The sequence below is a fragment of the Novosphingobium sp. genome, from assembly GCF_030699305.1.
Classification (GTDB): Bacteria; Pseudomonadota; Alphaproteobacteria; order Sphingomonadales; family Sphingomonadaceae; genus Novosphingobium.
In genome coordinates this window covers 445,209-462,759 of the sequence record NZ_JAUYNB010000010.1, presented here as the reverse complement: position 1 = coordinate 462,759, position 17,551 = coordinate 445,209, and the positions used below count along the sequence as shown (strand labels likewise).

The 17,551-nt window shown below is 65.3% G+C and carries 15 protein-coding genes; 8 read left to right on the top strand and 7 right to left on the bottom strand.

All coding sequences use genetic code 11. The features are described 5' to 3' along the window. Positions 1–7: 7 nt before the first annotated feature. Complete coding sequence (locus Q8Q53_RS04985) at positions 8–679, bottom strand: spermidine synthase (protein WP_305700644.1); 672 nt, start codon at positions 677–679, stop codon at positions 8–10. A gap of 26 nt (positions 680–705) precedes the next feature. After that, complete coding sequence (locus tag Q8Q53_RS04980; protein ID WP_305700643.1) at positions 706–1,041, bottom strand: DUF6481 family protein; 336 nt, start codon at positions 1,039–1,041, stop codon at positions 706–708. A gap of 244 nt (positions 1,042–1,285) precedes the next feature. Here Q8Q53_RS04980 and Q8Q53_RS04975 point away from each other — a divergent pair, with 244 nt between their 5' ends. Beyond that, positions 1,286–1,441 (top strand): hypothetical protein, encoded by a 156-nt coding sequence (locus tag Q8Q53_RS04975; protein ID WP_305700642.1) that lies wholly within the window; start codon positions 1,286–1,288, stop codon positions 1,439–1,441. A gap of 92 nt (positions 1,442–1,533) precedes the next feature. Here the strand turns inward: Q8Q53_RS04975 and Q8Q53_RS04970 are convergent, their stop codons facing one another. Then, on the bottom strand, positions 1,534–4,434 hold the full coding sequence (locus tag Q8Q53_RS04970) for an autotransporter domain-containing protein (RefSeq protein ID WP_305700641.1): 2,901 nt from the start codon (positions 4,432–4,434) through the stop codon (positions 1,534–1,536). Positions 4,435–4,651: 217 nt separating this feature from the next. Here Q8Q53_RS04970 and Q8Q53_RS04965 point away from each other — a divergent pair, with 217 nt between their 5' ends. After that, a complete protein-coding gene (locus Q8Q53_RS04965) occupies positions 4,652–7,366 on the top strand; it encodes an HAD-IC family P-type ATPase (RefSeq protein WP_305700640.1) in 2,715 nt (904 codons plus the stop codon). A gap of 20 nt (positions 7,367–7,386) precedes the next feature. Here the strand turns inward: Q8Q53_RS04965 and Q8Q53_RS04960 are convergent, their stop codons facing one another. The 3 genes from Q8Q53_RS04960 to Q8Q53_RS04950 are packed head-to-tail and all read right to left on the bottom strand — an operon-like array spanning position 7,387 to position 10,535. Further along, entirely contained in the window at positions 7,387–8,214 is an 828-nt protein-coding gene (locus Q8Q53_RS04960) for a universal stress protein (RefSeq protein WP_305700639.1), read from the bottom strand. A 42-nt stretch (positions 8,215–8,256) separates the two neighbouring features. Continuing rightward, positions 8,257–9,990, bottom strand: coding sequence for a cation:proton antiporter (locus tag Q8Q53_RS04955; RefSeq protein ID WP_305700638.1), 1,734 nt, complete (start codon positions 9,988–9,990; stop codon positions 8,257–8,259). After that, the gene (locus Q8Q53_RS04950; protein ID WP_305700637.1) at positions 9,990–10,535 is read right to left on the bottom strand and encodes a DUF2062 domain-containing protein; all 546 of its coding nucleotides are present in this window, start codon (positions 10,533–10,535) and stop codon (positions 9,990–9,992) included. The genes Q8Q53_RS04955 and Q8Q53_RS04950 overlap by 1 nt, the downstream gene beginning before the upstream one ends. Before the next feature lie 285 nt (positions 10,536–10,820). Between Q8Q53_RS04950 and Q8Q53_RS04945 the strand changes: the two genes are divergently transcribed. Genes Q8Q53_RS04945 through Q8Q53_RS04935 form a run of 3 tightly spaced genes read left to right on the top strand, consistent with a single transcriptional unit; the run spans position 10,821 to position 14,630 of the window. Continuing rightward, complete coding sequence (locus Q8Q53_RS04945; RefSeq protein ID WP_305700636.1) at positions 10,821–13,124, top strand: glycosyltransferase family 4 protein; 2,304 nt, start codon at positions 10,821–10,823, stop codon at positions 13,122–13,124. 7 nt (positions 13,125–13,131) lie between these two features. Then, complete coding sequence (locus Q8Q53_RS04940) at positions 13,132–14,418, top strand: glycoside hydrolase family 130 protein (RefSeq protein WP_305700635.1); 1,287 nt, start codon at positions 13,132–13,134, stop codon at positions 14,416–14,418. Positions 14,419–14,432: 14 nt separating this feature from the next. Continuing rightward, positions 14,433–14,630: a hypothetical protein gene (locus tag Q8Q53_RS04935; protein ID WP_305700634.1), complete on the top strand. Its 198-nt coding sequence runs from the start codon at positions 14,433–14,435 to the stop codon at positions 14,628–14,630. Positions 14,631–14,715: 85 nt separating this feature from the next. On the opposite strand, the gene Q8Q53_RS04930 is transcribed toward Q8Q53_RS04935, so the two are convergent. Then, positions 14,716–15,126 carry a glycine zipper 2TM domain-containing protein gene (locus tag Q8Q53_RS04930; protein WP_305700633.1) on the bottom strand — a complete coding sequence of 137 codons (411 nt, stop codon included), beginning with the start codon at positions 15,124–15,126 and terminating at the stop codon, positions 14,716–14,718. A gap of 177 nt (positions 15,127–15,303) precedes the next feature. On the opposite strand from Q8Q53_RS04930, the gene Q8Q53_RS04925 reads away from it, so the two are divergent. The 3 genes from Q8Q53_RS04925 (at position 15,304) to Q8Q53_RS16265 (ending at position 17,356) form a co-directional block, all read left to right on the top strand. After that, positions 15,304–15,489, top strand: a complete 186-nt coding sequence (locus tag Q8Q53_RS04925; RefSeq protein WP_305700632.1) for a Thivi_2564 family membrane protein — start codon at positions 15,304–15,306, stop codon at positions 15,487–15,489. A gap of 90 nt (positions 15,490–15,579) precedes the next feature. Further along, positions 15,580–15,762 (top strand): CsbD family protein, encoded by a 183-nt coding sequence (locus Q8Q53_RS04920; protein WP_305700631.1) that lies wholly within the window; start codon positions 15,580–15,582, stop codon positions 15,760–15,762. A gap of 217 nt (positions 15,763–15,979) precedes the next feature. After that, positions 15,980–17,356, top strand: coding sequence for a glycine zipper 2TM domain-containing protein (locus Q8Q53_RS16265; protein ID WP_371136507.1), 1,377 nt, complete (start codon positions 15,980–15,982; stop codon positions 17,354–17,356). Positions 17,357–17,551: the final 195 nt, after the last annotated feature.

Genomic DNA, 17,551 nt, shown 5'->3' with positions numbered 1-17,551 from the left:
CCTGCGTTCAGGGTTTTTGGGCGAACCAGATCACGTGGGAAGCGCCGCGATCGTTGGTGGTTTCGAGCGCGGAGACCTGATCCACCTCGAACCCGGCGTCGAGTAGCCGTTCGGTAAAGGCCGGGTCCGGCTCTGCCGACCAGATCGCAAGGATCCCGCCCCGGCGCAGCGCCGCCATCGCCGCGTGCAGACCGTCGCGGTGATACAGCTCGTCATTGTCGGGCCGGACCAGTCCGTCCGGGCCGTTATCGACGTCGAGCAGGATCGCATCATAGCAGTCCTGCCCCGAATCGATCAGCAGCGCGACGTCCTGCTTGACCAGCAGCACGCGCGGATCATCCAGGCAGCCTGCGGTCAGCGCGCGCATCGGCCCGAGCGCCCAGTCGATGATTTCGGGCACGATCTCGGCCACGGTCACGGCGGCATCGTCGCCCAGCACGGCCAGCGCCGCGCGCAGGGTATAGCCCATGCCATAGCCGCCGATCAGCCATTCCGGCGCGGTCTGCGGCCCCAGCCGCGTAGCGGTCAGCGTGGCCAGTGCGCGTTCCGAGGCGCTGGCGCGCGTGCTCATCAGTTCGTTGCGTTCCAGCAGGATCGTGAACTCGTCATCCCGCTGCATCAGGCGCAGTTCCACACCGCCCGGCGCGTGCGCCGTGCCGATCCAGTCATGGCCTTCCATCAGGTTGGTGGCGGCGATGACCCGCGCTACTTCTTGCGGGCCTTGCGCGCGGCATAGCGCGCATCGCGGGCCGCCTTGCGCTCAGCCTCGGTCACGGCGGGCTGGGCCGCGACGGCAGCCGCCGCTTCAGCTTCGGCCTGCTTTTTCGCGATCATCGCTTCGCGCTTCGCCTCGCGCTCAGCCAGGGCGGCCTTGCGCTTTTCGGCCTGCGCGGCTTCGCGTTCAGCGGCCTTGGCCGCACGCTCGGCCTGAACGGCCGGGTCCAGCGGAGTCTTGCCCTTGAGCAGCTCCAGCGCCTTGGCGCGCGCCGTTGCGGCGGCTGCCACGCGGTCGTTGAAACCCGGTTCCTTGTATCCCGCCATCAATCTTTACTCACCAATCCTGAAACTGAAAAAACAACCGCCACTATCAGCGCAAACCACGCGTCCCGGCACTGCAAGCGCATGACGGCGGGTGAACGGAGCACAGGCCCCGGTAATCTGCCGTCGGCCAGGTTGCGCCGTGCCCCTAGCACCGCTTGCCCGCAATGGCCAGTCACCGCCGTATCCAACCGGACAATTGCGCGGTATGGGCGGCCCAGCCCGTCCCGGCACAGGAATATGCACAATGGCCGATCTCTATCTCAAGGCGCTGGAATCCGAACGCAAGAGCCTGTGGGCGGCGTGCCGCCTCAAAGGTCTGGCCAAGGGCACCCCGGAACGCGTGCGGATCGAGGAGCTCGACCGCCTGCTCGCCGAACACAAGGCGAAGAAGGCCGGATAGGTCCGGACCGGCCCGCCGCCCGTATCCTTACACACCGAGGGGCACCGCGAGTGAACCTCGCGATGCCCCTTAGTGCAGGTCTGCATCAGGCCTTACAGCTTGAAGCGGATCCCGACCCGGCCACCGACACCGTCGATGTTGCGCTGGCCGGCGTTCGTGCTGAATGAACGGATGTAGTTGGCTTCAAGGAAGCCGCTGACCGTTGCATTCTGCGCGATTGTCATGCCGACCACCGCTTCACCATAATCGCGCAGGCGATCGTTGGTGTACGTCAGCGTCTGTCCGCCGCCGCTGTAGGTAACGATGTCCCGGCCCTTGAACTCATGGACATAGTTGGCCCCGGCATAGAGCGCCATCACCGGACCGCCGATGTCGATCTGGGTGCCGATCCGGCCACCGATCCGGCCACGCAGGCCATCGTCATCGTCAAACGCGATGCTGGTGCCCAGCGGGGTCAGGTTGCGCGTGTCGTTCTTGACATACGAGATGCTGGCAGCCGGTTCGATGAAGAAGCTGTCGCTGCCAAACCGCAGCCCCAGTTCCGCCCGCGCGCCGTACACGTTGCCGGTGAACTTCTGTTCGAACTGCGCACTGGGGGTGTTGGCCGTGGCCCAGTAGTGATCGTATTTGCCCAGCGCGTTGAAGAACAGGTTGCCAGACGAATAGCTGGCATAGACCCCGGCGTTGATGACTTCGAAGACCACGCGGTCAGCGCTGCCTGCGAAGTTGAGCGACGAGTTGAGGTAACCGCCCGTCAGACCAAGTGCGAAACCACCGCGTTCATTGCTGGACCCGCTGATATCAAGGCCAAGCTGACCGCCGAAGTAGTCCTGGTCATACCCGGTATCGGTCAGCCGTGACTGGCCGAACGCGTTGAAGTTGCGCTGACCTTCGCGGCTTTCCTTGGACCCGTGGAACTGCATCCAGAACCGTCCGGTCGTATCGCCGCCACCCTGCGACCACAGCGTGTCGCGGCGTGCGCGCAGCTGGCCCGATACGGCATCCGCCGATTTGAGCCACAGACTGCGAATGGCTTCACCGTAGTTCATCATCCGGAACGCGGTGTCGCTGGGCGCACCGGTCAGCACGTAGTTGTTGCCGGCCGCATCGAACCCGACTTCGTAACGCACGAACCCGGCATCAAAGTTGCCGCCAGCCAGGCTGAAGGCATTCGCCGCACTGCCAGCACCGGCATTGACCAGCATGGTCCCGGAGGTGAACATCGGCACGCTGCCGGCCAGCCGGTTGAGCGCGATCAGGGTCGAACCCGTAGCGGCTCCGCCGACGATCAGGTGATCGGCAGTCGTCACGGTGCCGACCGTGGTAATATCCAGGCCGAGCGTTCCGCCCGCCCCGGTATATGACCCCGGCAGCGTCAGCGTGTCACCGGCGCGGCCATTGCGCAGGTCGATCATGCCGCTGTTGCCGAAGCTTTCGAGGCCTGTGAACACCGGTGCGACCACTGTCGAGGCACCGCCCGCCAGGATCACCAGTCCGGCATTGTTGAACGAATCGAAACCAGCCCCGAAATCGGGATTGGGGCCGACCGTGAAGGTGCCCGAATTGTTGAGCACATCCGCACCGGCCGTCAGCACGATATCCGAACTGAGATTGCCGGTGTTGTTGATCACGATCGGACCGCCGGTTGCCACCAGGGCAAACCCGTTCAGGTTGTTGCCGATGGTCGCCGCCGTGTTCAGCGTGCTGGTGCCCGCCGAATTGAGCCTGATGTAATCGCCCTGCACGGTCGAGAACGACGCGCCGGAGCCGACGTTGACCACTGTGTTGGCCCCGCTGTTCACAGTCAGGGCATTGGCGGCCGTGCCGGTGGTGCGCAGCGCGCCGTTCACCGCAACCGTGGCATTGCCAGCCGCTGCGTTGACCAGCACCGCCTGCGAACCGTTGCCGGTGGTCGTGACGTTGCGGACGGTGACCGCAACCGGGCCGGTGGTGCTGAATGCCTCAACCCCGTTGGCGGCAAGGCCCGCGGTCGTGATCGTCCCGCCATTGCTGACGTTGGCGCCCAGCGGACCGCTGGCATAGATCCCGCGGCTGGCATCGCCCTGGGTGGAGATGTTGCCCGAAACGTTGACCGTTGCCGTGCCGGTGCTCGCAATCGCGCGCACCCCGTCCGAACCGGCGCCCAGCGTGGTTACGCTGACGCCGTTGACCTGCGCATTGGCCGATCCGATCGTCCCGGGAAGCAGCACTGCCGGGATCAGCACGCCATTGGCACTCGCGCCAGTGGTGCTGATGGTCGTGAAGTTTACAGTCGCACCGTTTGCACCGCTGGCGACAATGCCATTGGCACCCGCACCAAGCGTGGTGATCGCGCCAGCATTGACCGTCGCCGTGCCGCCGGTCGACAGCACGTTGATTCCATCAGAGCCTGCGCCAACGGTCGAGATCGTGCCCGAATTGACCAGCACTGCGCCCGTGCCGCCCGATTGCGCCAGAATGCCGGTCGAACCCGCACCGACGGTGGTGATGCGATTGGTCCTGACCGTCACCGGCCCGGATGCCGCCGAACTGGCCACCACCCCGTGGGCACCGGCACCGACCGTCGAGATCTGGTCCAGCGCGACCGAAACCGGCCCGTTGGTGGTCATCACCAGCGCCCCGTGGGCACCGGCGACGTCGGTCGTGATGATCGTGTTGGTGCCGCCGTTGACCGTGAAGGCATTGGTGCCGATCAGGGTCAGCCCGTTGGCGGGCGCTCCGGTCGTGTCGATCCGCACGCCGTCGTCCAGAACCACCGTCAGGTCGGCGGGCGGGTTGATATAGGTAATGCCGGTGGCATTCGGATTGGTCGCCACGGTGCAGGTCACCGTTCCGGGGACCAGCGGCGCCGGGCCGCATTCGTTGGCAGCCATCGCCGTGCCGGGAATTGCCAGAAGCGTAAGGGCAAGCGTGCCGCTCAACGCCGAGCCAAGAGCCAGTCGGGCACGCGAACGCTGCTGCCCGATAGTCTGGCGGATGCTGGTATAGTGCATGGGGAAATAGTCCTTCGTGACGATCCACTTCGCGTGGAGCAACGAACGTCAAACAAGGCGCACGGCGATTTGTTGCATCGGGTGGAAACTTTATTTCACAATTCTGCCTGCGCACACCGGCGCTGTTGCTTCGCCCGCGTTCACGCGTAACCTTTGACAGCGCCATCCGGCGCGCCCTAAATCCAGCGTGCGCGATCCAGCAAAGGCCGACTGAGCGATGACCACACTGATCAAACCGACCTTTCACGCTGTCCCGGTGCCGGATGTGCTGGCGGCCCTGCAGGCCCGGCGCGACGGGCTGGAAGCGGGTGAAGCCGCCGCCAGACTGGCGCAACACGGCCCCAACCGGCTGCCGGAGGCTGCGCGGAAAAGCGCGATCATGCGCTTTCTGCGGCATTTCCATAATATCCTGATCTATGTGCTGCTGGCCGCCGCGACCGTCACGGCGGCGCTGGGCCACGTCGTTGACACCGGCGTGATTCTGGCGGTTGTGGTCGCCAATGCGGTGATCGGCTTCATCCAGGAAGGCCGCGCGGAAAACGCGATGGCCGCGATCCGCACGATGCTGGCGCCGCGCACGGCGGTTCTGCGCGGGGGTCAGCGCCAGACCATCGACGCGGCCGAACTGGTTCCCGGCGATACTGTCCTGCTTGATGCGGGCGATCGCGTTCCGGCCGACGTGCGGTTGATCGAAGCGCGCGGCGTGAAGGTCGAGGAAGCGATCCTGACCGGGGAATCGGTCCCGGTCGACAAACAAACCGATCCGGTGGCGCAATCTGCCCCGCTGGGCGACCGGACATCGATGGCCTTCAGCGGCACCTTGCTGGTCGCGGGCGCGGCGCGCGGGGTGGTGGTGGCCACGGGCCGCGACACCCAGATCGGCCGGATCAGCGGCATGCTGGAACAAGTGGAAACATTGACGACCCCGCTGGTCCGGCAAATGGATACCTTCGCCCGCTGGTTGACGGTGTTTATCCTGCTGGTCAGCGCCGCGTTGCTGGCGTTCGGCGTGCTGGTCCGGCAGCTGCCGTTTGACGAGATGTTCATGATCGTCGTCGGGCTGTCGGTCGCCGCGATCCCGGAAGGCCTGCCGGCGGTGCTGACCATCACGCTGGCGGTGGGCGTGCAGGCCATGGCCCGGCGCAATGCCATCGTCCGCCGCCTGCCCGCGATCGAGACGCTGGGTTCGGTCTCGGTGATCTGCACCGACAAGACCGGAACGCTCACCCGCAACGAGATGATGGTGACCGCGCTGGTCGCGGCCGACCGCCGGTTCGATGTCGACGGCAGCGGCTATGCCCCGCAGGGAGCGGTATCGACCGGCGGAGTGGCCGCCGATCCGGCGGCGCAGCCGGTGTTGCTGGAGTTCGCCCGCGCAAGCACGCTCTGCAACGATGCTGCACTGGTCCGGTCCGGCGATGACTGGCGCGTCGAAGGCGATCCCATGGAGGGCGCGCTGCTGGCCCTGGCGGGCAAGCTCACTGCGGACGCGGCGGACCCGCTGGGCGGCCTGACCCGCACCGATGCCATCCCGTTCGACGCGGAGTGGCGCTATATGGCGGTGCTGCACCACGATCCCGCCGGACCTGCCCTGGTCCATGTCAAGGGCGCGCCGGAAGCCGTGCTGGCAATGTGCCAGACCCAGCGCGGCCCCGACGGCGCAGCGACGCCGGTCGATCCCGCGTACTGGCTGGGCTGGATCGAGGCGCTGGCCGGCGAAGGGCAGCGCGTGATCGCAGTGGCAGCGCGGACCATGCCGCAGGAAACCAGGGCGCTGAAGACGGCGGATCTGGCCGGGACGCTGACACTGATCGGACTGATCGGCCTGATCGATCCGCCCCGCCCCGAAGCCGTGCAGGCCGTGGCGCTCTGCCACGACGCAGGCATCAGGGTAAAGATGATCACCGGCGATCATGGGGCCACCGCCAGGGCCATCGCCGCCCGGATCGGGCTGCGCAACAGCAGCGAAGTGCTGACCGGTGCCGATCTGGCCGGGCTGTCTGACGCTGAACTGGCCGATGCGATCCTGACGGTCGACGTCTTTGCGCGCACGTCCCCGGCTGACAAGCTGCGGCTGGTGACCGCGCTGCAATCGCGCGGGCTGATCGTGGCGATGACGGGCGACGGGGTGAACGATGCGCCCGCGCTGAAGCGCGCCGATGCGGGCACCGCAATGGGGCTGACCGGCAGCGAAGCGGCCAAGGAAGCGGCCGAACTGGTCCTGGCCGATGACAACTTCGCCTCGATCGCGGCTGCGGTGCAAGAGGGACGAACCGTCTATGACAACATCAAGAAAGTGATCAGCTGGACTTTGCCGACCAATGCGGGCGAGGCGTTGACCATCGTGATCGCGCTGTTTGCCGGGGCGACCCTGCCGGTCACGGCGGTGCAGATCCTCTGGATCAACCTCATCACGGCCACCACGCTGGGCATCGCGCTGGCGTTCGAACCGAGTGAGCCGGGCACGATGCAGCGCCCGCCCCGCCCGCGCGAAGCACCGCTGCTGTCAGGTGAGCTGATCTGGCACATCCTGCTGGTATCGACCCTGTTCGTGATCGCGGTGTTCGGCATTTTCACTTATGCCGTGGCCAAAGGCTACCCGCTGGCGCTGGCCCAGACCATGGCCGTGAACACGCTGGTGGTGCTCGAGATTTTCCACCTGTTCTTCATCCGCAACATCTACGGCACATCGCTGACGCTGAAAGCGCTGCGCGGGACGACGGCGGTCTGGCTGGCGGTCATCACGGTCACGGCGGCGCAGTTCGCGATGACCTATCTGCCCGTCCTTCAGGCGATTTTCGGGACGCAGGCCGTGCCGCTGTTTGACGGGGTGCTGATCGTGGCCATCGGCGTGCTGTTCTTTGGCCTGATCGAAACTGAAAAGCAGGTGCGGCTGGCGTTGCGGCGTCGGGGGCGGCTGGCAGAGGTCTGACGGCCCCCCCCCCCCCGCATTCAGACTGGCGCGCGCACCATCAGCGTGTCCAGCGGAACGCACCGCAGCAGCGATTCGGCCATGCTGCCGATCAGGGCGGGCATGAACCCGCTGCGGCCATGCGTGCCGAGCACCACCAGATTCGCGCCGACCTGATCAGCCGCATCGCACACCACGGAATGCGATTCGCCGTACCCAAGCCGCGCGGACAGCCGCGCCCGCACCGCGTCGGGAATGGCCGGGTCCTGCACGAACGCATCAAGTTCTGCCTGGGTCTCGGCCGTCACGTCCTCCTGGACACTCTTCGACCGGTGCCAGCTTTCATAGGCAACGTGATAGGCGTGCACCAGATGCAGCGCCGCATCCGGAAACAGCGCGGCCGCAGTCAGCAGCGCCTGGCGCGAGCACGGCGAAAAATCGGTTGCGACCAGGATCGAGGTATAGGGTTCGTGCGGGCGCTGCTTGACCACCAGCACCGGCACGCTGGCGTGGCGGACGATGTGGTCAACCGCCGTTCCGGTCAGAAAATCGCCGACATGATTGAACCGCGCCACTCCCGTCACGATCAGGCCGCAACCGGCTGACGCAGCGGCTTCGACAATCATGGTCGGTGCAGGCCCGATCGCGGGCACGATGTCGACATCGGCGCGGGGGTCAGGCAGTGCGGCCCGGATTGCCGACTGGACGCGTTCCGGGTTGGCTTCAAGCGGCGATCCCGCTTCGATCACGTGCAGCACGATCAGCCGCACGCCCAGTTGCTGCGCCAGCGCTGCCGCCCGGTCGACGGCCCGGTCAGACCGGGCGCTGAGGTCGGTCGCAACAAGGATGGGTTGGCCGGTGCTGGTCATTGCCTGGGTCCTCTCAACAGTGAATATTCGATCTGCATACCATCAAACCCGGTTGGTTTCGACCAATCGCTGTTCCGCCACGCGGCGCTGGACGACATCGGCGTCCATTCCGGCGTGCAGCAGGACGTTGCTGGCCAGTTGCAGGCTCGCCTCGACCGTTTCGGGCGTGCAATAGGTTGCCCCGAGTTCAAGCAGGCGGCGGGCATGGGCGGGGTCGCTGGCCCGGGCGTGGATCGGCACCATCGGCCAGCGGCGGTGGATTTCGGCCACGATCCGGCTGGCGGCGGCCGGATCGTTCATCGTGACGACCACCGCTGCGGCTTGCAGAATGCCCGCCTTGGCCAGGATTTCCACGCGGGAGGCATCGCCATAGAACACCGGCTGCTGCCGGTCGCGCAGCTTGGCAATCATCGCCGCATCGGCGTCCAGCGCCACATAATCCAGCCCTTCGGCGTCCAGCGCGCGCGCCAGCGTCTGCCCGACCCGGCCAAACCCCGCGATGATGACGTGCCCCGCGCAATCGCGGAAACTGTCGTCGCTGTCCGGGGCAGCGTGCGCGGCGTCGCGGTGTTCCAGATAGTGTCCGGCGCGCTGGGCGAGCTGGGCGACCAGCGGGGTGAGCAGCATGCTGACCCCCGCCACGATCAGGATATGCTGTTCCAGATCGCTTGCGATCAGGCCAAGGCCGGTCGCGGCGGCCAGGATGATAAAGGCAAACTCACCGCCCTGCCCCAGCAGCAACCCGGCTTCGACTGCCACGGACCGCCGCTGGCCGAACGCCCGCGCCAGCGCGGCGATAATCACTGCCTTCAGCAACCACAGACCGGCCACCGTGGCGGCGATCACCAGCGGGTTGGACACCACGTTGCGCCAGTCGATCCCCATCCCGACCGACATGAAGAACAGGCCCAGCAGCAGGCCCTTGAACGGCTCGATATCGACCTCGATCTGGTGGCGATATTCGGTCTCGGCCAGCAGCAGCCCGGCCAGCAATGCACCCAGCGCCATCGACAGCCCGAAATTGGCGGTCAGTGCGGCAACGCCGACCGCCGTCAGCAGCACCGCCGCCGTGAACATCTCCGCGCTGCGGGCCTGCGCCACCTGACGCAGCACGGGGCGGATCAGCACCCGTCCGGCAACATAGATGCCCACGATCACCAGCGCCGCCTTGGCCAACGCCAGCGCCAGTCCCGTTGCCAGGCCCGGCCCATCAGGTGTGGCCAGCACGCCGACCATGAACAGGATCGGCACAACGGCCAGATCCTGCATCAGCAGGATCGCAAAGCCAGCCCGGCCGACCGGCGTCGACTGTCGGCGACCGCGCATCAGCAACTGCATGACAATGGCCGTGGAAGAGAGCGAGAATGCAGCCCCGACGATCAGGGCGGACCGCGTATCCGCACCCAGCGCAGCAGCAATCCAGGCTATCGCCGCTGCCGAGACGATAATCTGGAGCGACCCCATCCCGAACACGAGCGCCCGCGCCGACCACAGGCGATCGAGCGAGAGTTCCAGCCCGATCATGAACATCAGAAAGACCACGCCAATCTCGGCCAGCGCGCGCACGCCGTCGAGATCGGCAATGACCAGCTGGCCCAGCACCGGGTAATCCGCCGCGAGCAGGCCCAGCCCGAACGGGCCGATCAACCCGCCAACCAGCAGGTAACCCAGCACCGGGCTGACTTTCACCCGGCTGAGCAGCGGTACCGCGATCCCGGCAATCGCCAGAAAGATCAGCGCTTCTCGCAAATAGGGAATGGCCGAATGGGCTTCCATCAAACCGATTCCTCCGGCCCCGGACCGGGCTTGCCGCGGCGGCGCCACTGCCGCCAGAGCGAAAACCGCCACGCCAGATGCACCGCGCCAAACCCGGCAGCAGCCGATACGCTCGCAAACACCAGCAGGCCGAACATCGTCGGCAACGAGGCGCTGGACAGCATATCCAGCATCGTCCCGGCCTGCTGCGCAGCCACGGGCGCAGCCGCACTGCCCTCGGCCAGAACCGGACTGAGCAGCACCAAGCCCGTCCGATAGGCCGCATAGTAGATCGGCGGAAAGGTAACCGGGTTGGTAATCAGCGTGGCCATCGCGGCGACCAGCAGATTGCCGCGCGCCGAAGCGGCCAGGAGTGCGGCCACCACAATCTGGCCGATCGGCAGCATGAACCCCACAAACAGCCCCAGCGCCACCCCGCGCGCGACGTTGCGGCGGTTGAAATGCCAGATTTCAGGATGGGCAAGGCGATGCGCAACCGGGCGGAGCCAGCGGTTCTGCAACAGGGTTTCGCGCCGGGGCGTAACTTTCTTGAACCATTTCCTCACGCACATTCATCCTGGCTGGCGGGTAAACACGGCGATCGTCGCCTGCCGTTGGCTGTCATGGCAGATAAATGGCCGATTCGCGCGCCCTGATCCACTTCTGCGCCCACCAGCGGCCAATGCCGACCGGAACATTTGCGCTTTTGGCGCGTTGATTGGGCATCCTCCTGTAGCGCAGAAAGCTGACCATGATCCTGTCACCGCCCGCCGCGAAATTCTTCCAGTTCTCTGCGTTGCGTCGCTCCGGCCAAGGCCGCTCCAATAAAGGAAAGCGGTAAGGATGGCCGTGTGCTCCAGCCGCTGCGCATAGCGTTCATCGGCAACGCCTTGCCGCGCCGCTGCGGCATTGCCACGTTCACGACCGACCTGGAACTGGCCGTCAGCGCCCTGCCCGAAGTGGCCGACACCGCCATCGCCGCGATGTGCGATCCGGACGGCGATTACAGCTATCCGCCGATTGTCCGGATCACAATCGCCCAGAACGAACCGGCGGATTACCGCAAAGCTGCGGACTATATCAACGCAGCCGGGTTCGATGTGGCCTGTCTTCAGCATGAATTCGGGATCTTCGGCGGCGTTGCAGGCAGTCATGTGCTGGGCCTGATTTCGGCGCTGAACGTGCCGCTGGTGACGACGCTCCATACCGTGCTCGATTCGCCCGATGCGGCGCAGCGGGCGGTGATGGACGCGATCCTGGCGGCCTCGGCCCGCGTGATCGTGATGGCCCGCAAGGGCCGCGACATCCTGATCGAGACGTATGGTGCCGATCCGGAACGGATCACCGTGATCCCGCACGGAATCCCGGATGTGCGGTTCGCACCGGCCGATGCCGCCCGTGAGCGGCTGGGCTTTGCCGGTCGCCGGGTGATCCTGACGTTCGGCCTGATCAGCCCGAACAAGGGCATCGAAGTGATGATCGAGGCGATGCCCGCGATCATCGCTGCGGCACCCGATGCGGTCTATGTGGTGATGGGCGCCACCCACCCGCAGTTGGTGCGCACAGCGGGCGAGAGCTACCGCGAAAGCCTGATCGAGCGTGTCCGCAAACTGGGGATCGAGGACCACGTGGTGTTCCTCAACCGGTTTGTCGATCGGCCCGAACTGCTGGAACACATCGCGATGTGCGATGTCTATGTCACGCCCTATCTGGTTGCGGCGCAGATGACATCGGGCACGCTGGCCTATTCGCACGGGCTGGGCCGCCCGGTGGTGTCCACGCCCTATTGGCACGCGGCAGAGCTGCTGGCCGATGGCAGCGGCGTGCTGGTGCCGTTCGGCGATCCGGTCAGCCTGGGCAAAGCCGTGACCAAACTGCTGAGTGATGAGCCGCTGCGCGCCGCAATGGCGCAGCGCGCCTATGCCGCCAGCCGCCCGTCGACCTGGGCCAACACCGCGCGGCGCTATGCCGATTGCTTCCGCAGCGTCTCACGCCGCTCAGGCGCGCGGGCCATTGCACAGTTGGCAGCCAAGCCCGCGCAACCGCTGCCGGTACTGCCACTGCCGGAACCATCGACCCGCCATTTCATGGCGATGTGCGACGATACCGGGTTGTTCCAGCACGCCGTCCACAGCATTCCGGATCGCGATCACGGCTATTGCATCGATGACAACGCGCGCGCGCTGCTGCTGTGCTGCACGCCCGGCAGCGGGCTGCACAATGAACTGGCCGACACGCTGGCGTCACGCTTTGCCGCATTCATCCAGCACGGCTGGAATCCCGACAACCGCCGCTTCCGCAATTTCATGGGGTTCAATCGCCAATGGCTGGAACCCGCCGGGTCGGAAGACAGCCACGGCCGCACGCTGTGGGCGCTGGGGGCCTGCGCGCAGCATCGCACCAATCGGACCGCCGCGCATTGGGCTGCCGCGCTGTTTGGTGAAGCCTTGCAGCCGGTGCTGACCTTCACTTCGCCCCGTGCGTGGGCGTTCACGCTGCTGGGACTGGACCGGTACTGTGCGGGCTATCCCGAAGACAGGGCGGCCGACGCAGTCCGGACCGAGCTGGCCCGCCGCCTGGAAATCCGGCTTCTGGCGAGCGAATCGGCCGATTGGGTCTGGTTCGAGGATCGGCTGACGTATGACAACGCCCGGATCTGCGAGGCGCTGATCCGCACCGGGCTGGCCACCAATGCCAGCCACATCACCGACGCCGGGCTGCGCAGCCTGCGCTGGCTGCTCGCCGTCCAGACCGCCCCGGCGGGTCATTTCCGCCCGGTCGGATCGCAAGGCTTCATGCTGGATCGCAGCCCGCCGCTGGCGTTCGACCAGCAACCGGTCGAGGCAGCCGCCACGATCAGCGCCTGCATCGCCGCCCACGCGAGCGGCGCGGCGGGGCCGTGGCGCGCCGAAGCCCGCCGTGCGTTTGACTGGTTTCTGGGCACGAACGATCTGAACGTGCCGCTGGTCGACATCGCCACCGGCAGCTGCCGCGACGGCTTGCACCCGGATCGGGCCAACGAAAACCGGGGGGCGGAATCGGTGCTGTCCTATCTGCTGGGGCTGGCTGCGCTGCGCCGGTTCGAAATCGCAACCGACACCAACGACGGCCGCTTGCCGACCCCGCGCGCAATTCCTGCCGCTGTGGCAGCCTAGGAGCACCATGACCACCACCCCGTTCTTCAATCGCCAGGCGCTCCACCTTATGCCCGATCCGTCGCGCGTGGTGGTGCGGCCGTTCCGTCCGGCGGTGGAACCGCGCGATTTCAACACCGTCGACAAGACCCGCGCCAACCACATCGTCGAGCGGGTGCTGGCGCTGGACGCGTCGGAGGTAAAAGCCCTGCTGGCCGCAACGCTCGACAATTTCGACGGTCGCCACCGCAACCTGCTGACAAAGTTCGAACGTCGCGCAGAGGAGATGGAAGACGCATTTTGCAGTCATGACAGCTTCACCCCGATGCAACGCCAGCTGGTCGGGGCCTATTTCATGCACGAATACAGCTTTGAAGCGGCGGCGCTGTTCAATCCCAGCATCATCATGCACCCGGATCAGTCCGGTGTTCCGGAAGGCTGCGGGCGGTTCGTGATGAGCCTGCGCGCGGTGGGCGAAGGGCACGTATCTTCGCTGACCTTCCGGTCGGGCATGGTCGCGGCGGACGGCACCGTGTCGATTGATTCGCCCGCGCGGCTGGCGAGCGTTCCGGAAGTGACCGCCCGGACCGGCGATCATCTGGAACTGGCGTTCGACCAGACCGGCGACATTACCGAACGGGTGATCTTTCCCGTCACCGAAATGCAGGCCAACGGGATCGAGGATGCCCGGTTCGTGGCGTTCAGCGATCAGGGCAAGACCACCTATTACGCCACCTATACCGCCTATAGCGGGCGCGAAATCCGGTCCGAACTGCTGGAAACACAGGACTTCGTGTCATTCCGGATGACCCCGCTGACCGGCCCGGCCGCGCGCAACAAGGGCATGGCGCTGTTCCCGCGCAAGATCGATGGCCAATATGCCATGATCGCGCGCCACGATAACGAAAACCTGCACCTGATCATGTCCGATAACGTGCACGACTGGGGCCTGGGCAAAGCGGTCCTGAAACCGAAGTATCCCTGGGAATTCGTCCAGATCGGCAATTGCGGATCGCCGATCGAACTGGATGAAGGGTGGCTGCTGTTCACGCACGGGGTCGGCCCGGTCCGCCGCTATGCGATCGGGGCAGTGCTGCTGGACAAGGATGATCCAAGCCGCGTGATCGCCCGCTCGAAAGTGCCGCTGATCCAGCCCGACCAGTCGGAGCGCGAAGGCTATGTGCCGAACGTGGTCTATACTTGCGGCGGCATGAAGCTGGGGGACCGGATCGTCCTGCCCTATGCCATTTCCGACACGTTTTCCACCGTCGCCACAGTCCGGATCAGCGCGTTGTTGAGCCTGCTGGTGGAATGAAAGGTCCGCTCCCCATGCCCAGCAAACCCGCCGCCAGAAAACCAGCAGCCAGCAAACCCACAGCCAGCGAAGCCCGCACCCTGCACCGGCATGGGATCCGGCGCGTGCGCGGCGCGATCTATGTGATTGGCAATGGCCGCTATGCCAGCTTGCCCGATGCCGTGGCGCAGGCCCGTCTTCTGGCCGGAGCAGCCGCATACTTCGCCAACTGATCCCCGCCTTTGGTGACCAACGCAAAACCGGCGCCGGAATGGAAGCAATCCACTCCGGCGCCGGTTTTATCTGCTGCGACCGCGATTAGCGGCAGCGAACATCGCGGGTGGAGACGGCCCGGCCGATGATCGCACCGACGCCAGCACCCAGGATCGTGCCCAGCAGCTTCGAATCGCCCGGCGCGATCACGTTGCCCAGCACCCCGCCCGCCAGTACGCCGACGATCAGCCCGGTCGTGCCGTCGCTGCGGCGGCAGTAATACCGGTTGTCGCTACCGCGATAGATCCGGTCGTTGCGGTTGAGCTGGCGTTCCCGGTAGCGTGAACCGTCACGGTAATACCGCGCCGCATCATAGCTGCCATAAGCCGGGTCCGGACGGGCATAGTCATAATTACGATAGTTGCGGTAGTCGTCACCCGGCCTGCTGGTATCGTAACCGGTGCAACCGGCGAGTAACAGCGATGCCGAAGACAGCGCAAGAAGCATGGTCCGCATAGTCCAACCTTTCCATGAAAATGGAACAAGTAAACCGCAGGCAGAACAGATTGTTCCAGTTGCCCAGGCCGAAAAATCAGCCGCCTGCGCGCCAGTCGGAACTTTTTGGCCGATCAGCCGTTTGACAATCAGACGGGTTGCCTGATTGGGGGTTACACGCACGAAGGAGATTTGGTTATGCCGCTCATCAACGTGGTGGTCGCACTTATCGTTGTCGGGGTCTTGCTCTGGCTGATCAACAATTACCTGCCGATGGACGGCAAGATCAAAAACATCCTGAACGGGGTCGTCATTATTGTCGTGGTGCTGTGGCTGTTGCAGGTGTTCGGCGTGATCGGTGCGCTCAGCAGCTTCACGCTCTGACAGTAATTTCCCGGGCGCGGAACCAAACCGGTCCGCGCCCGTTTAATCCGCAGAACGCACAGCGTTTGTGCCGACCAAAGGAGAACCTTCATGGGTGAATTCATCGACAAAGCCAAAGGCGCTGCAAACGAAGCTATTGGCAAGGCCAAGGTTGCCGCTGGCAAGCACACCGACAATCCCGAAATGGTTGTCGACGGCGCGCAGCAGCAAGTCCGCGGCAAGGCTCAGAAGCTGGTCGGCGAGATCAAAGGCGCTGCTGGCGACAAGCTCTGATCCCGGCCTGACCGGGTTCAAGCAATAAACGAAAATTGGCAATACTTTACACCGAGTTTTTGCCAATCGGCCAGGAGCGCAGTCCAATGACTGTGTTTCTGGCCGCATTGCTTTGACGGGTGACATATTATTGTTCCGGGCGGCGGAACAAGCGCTTCGTCAGGTAGTTACACCTGTCGAGAAATGGGGATCTCCCCAGTTCACGGAGTAAAGTTTCATGCGCAAGCATCTCTTCGCGGCCGGCGTTGCCGTCGCTGCACTTATCCCGTCTGTCGCCATCGCGCAGGACTGGAACCGTCCAGCGGGTCAGACCCAGGCCGAAGCCCAGGCTCAATCCCAGTCCAGCTGCGAGCGCCAGCGCTCGACCCGCGTGATCGCCACGGTTGGCGGAGCCGGCGTTGGCGGCGTGCTGGGCAATGTGATTGCCGGTCAGGGCGACAAGACGCTCGGCACGATCATCGGCGCGGTCGGCGGAGCGGTGCTGGGCAACCAGATTGCCAAGCCGTCAGGCGATTGCAATCAGGCCTATGGCTATTACGATGAAGCCAACCGCTGGCACGCCACCGGCGTCAGCTCTGCCGCTGCGCGCGGCTATTTCGATCGCACGGGCAACTGGGTCGAAGGTCCGCCGAACGGGCGCTACGGCGATGACAATCGCTGGATTCCCAGCCCCCCTTCAGCCTGGGGCGATCACAACTACAACAGCGAACGCGGCTGGGTTCCGGCATCGGCCAACGGCTATTATGATCGCAACGATCAGTGGGTTCCCGGATCGGCGAGCGGTTATCATGATGCCAATGGCCGCTGGGTGCCCCGCACCGATGGCCAGCCGGACCGCCGCGCCGATGCCTATGGCTATTACGACAGCCATGGGATGTGGCACGCCAACACGGTCACCCAGGGCCGCGCGACCGGCTATTACGATCGCGACAACAACTGGGTACCCGGCACCCCCAACGGTCATTACGATGAACGCCGCAACTGGGTGCCGCACCGCGATGACGGCACCGCCAGTGGCAGCTATGACAGCCAGAACCGCTGGATCCCGGCTTCGTCGAGCGGCTATTATGACAGCGCGGGCGTGTGGATCGGCGGCACGGCGAGCGGGTATTACGATTCGCGCGGGCGCTGGGTTGCAGGCGTAACCACGGGCCATTACGACGCCAGCGGCCGCTGGATTGCCGGCACCGTGCAGGGCCGCCGCGATGCCAACGGCGTGTGGATCGCCGATCCGCAGCCGGGCTATTACGACAGCAACGGCCGCTGGCACGTCGGGACCGTGACCGGGTATTACGACAGCCGTGGCCGCTGGATCGGCACGGGCACGCAAACCGGCATGCCCGACCGCTACGATGATCGCCGCAGCATCCTGGCTCAGCTGACCACGATGGAAGAATATGTCCGCAGCGCCGCTGGTCAGCGGTCGCTCAGTCGGGCCAACCGCACCTATGCCCAGCGTGAGCTGCGGGCCATCCGCAAGCTTGAAAAATCGCGCCGCCACGATCGCAACGGCAATCTTTCCATTCGTGATGAGGCCGCCCTTCAGCTGCGGATCGATCGCCTCAGTAACCGGCTGCGGATTGGTTCACGCTGAACCGCCAGCCTCCGGTGATGTGTCTGCATTGTCAAATCCCCCTGCCGTTGCAGGCACACGACTGACCCGCCGTCTCCTTTCAGGAGGCGGCGGGTCTATTTCTGGCTGATGAACGAGACTGCGGATCGAATCGCGCAGGCCGGACGATTGCATGCCAGCCTTCGGGTTGCGCCGTGATACAGCGGCTTAACGCCG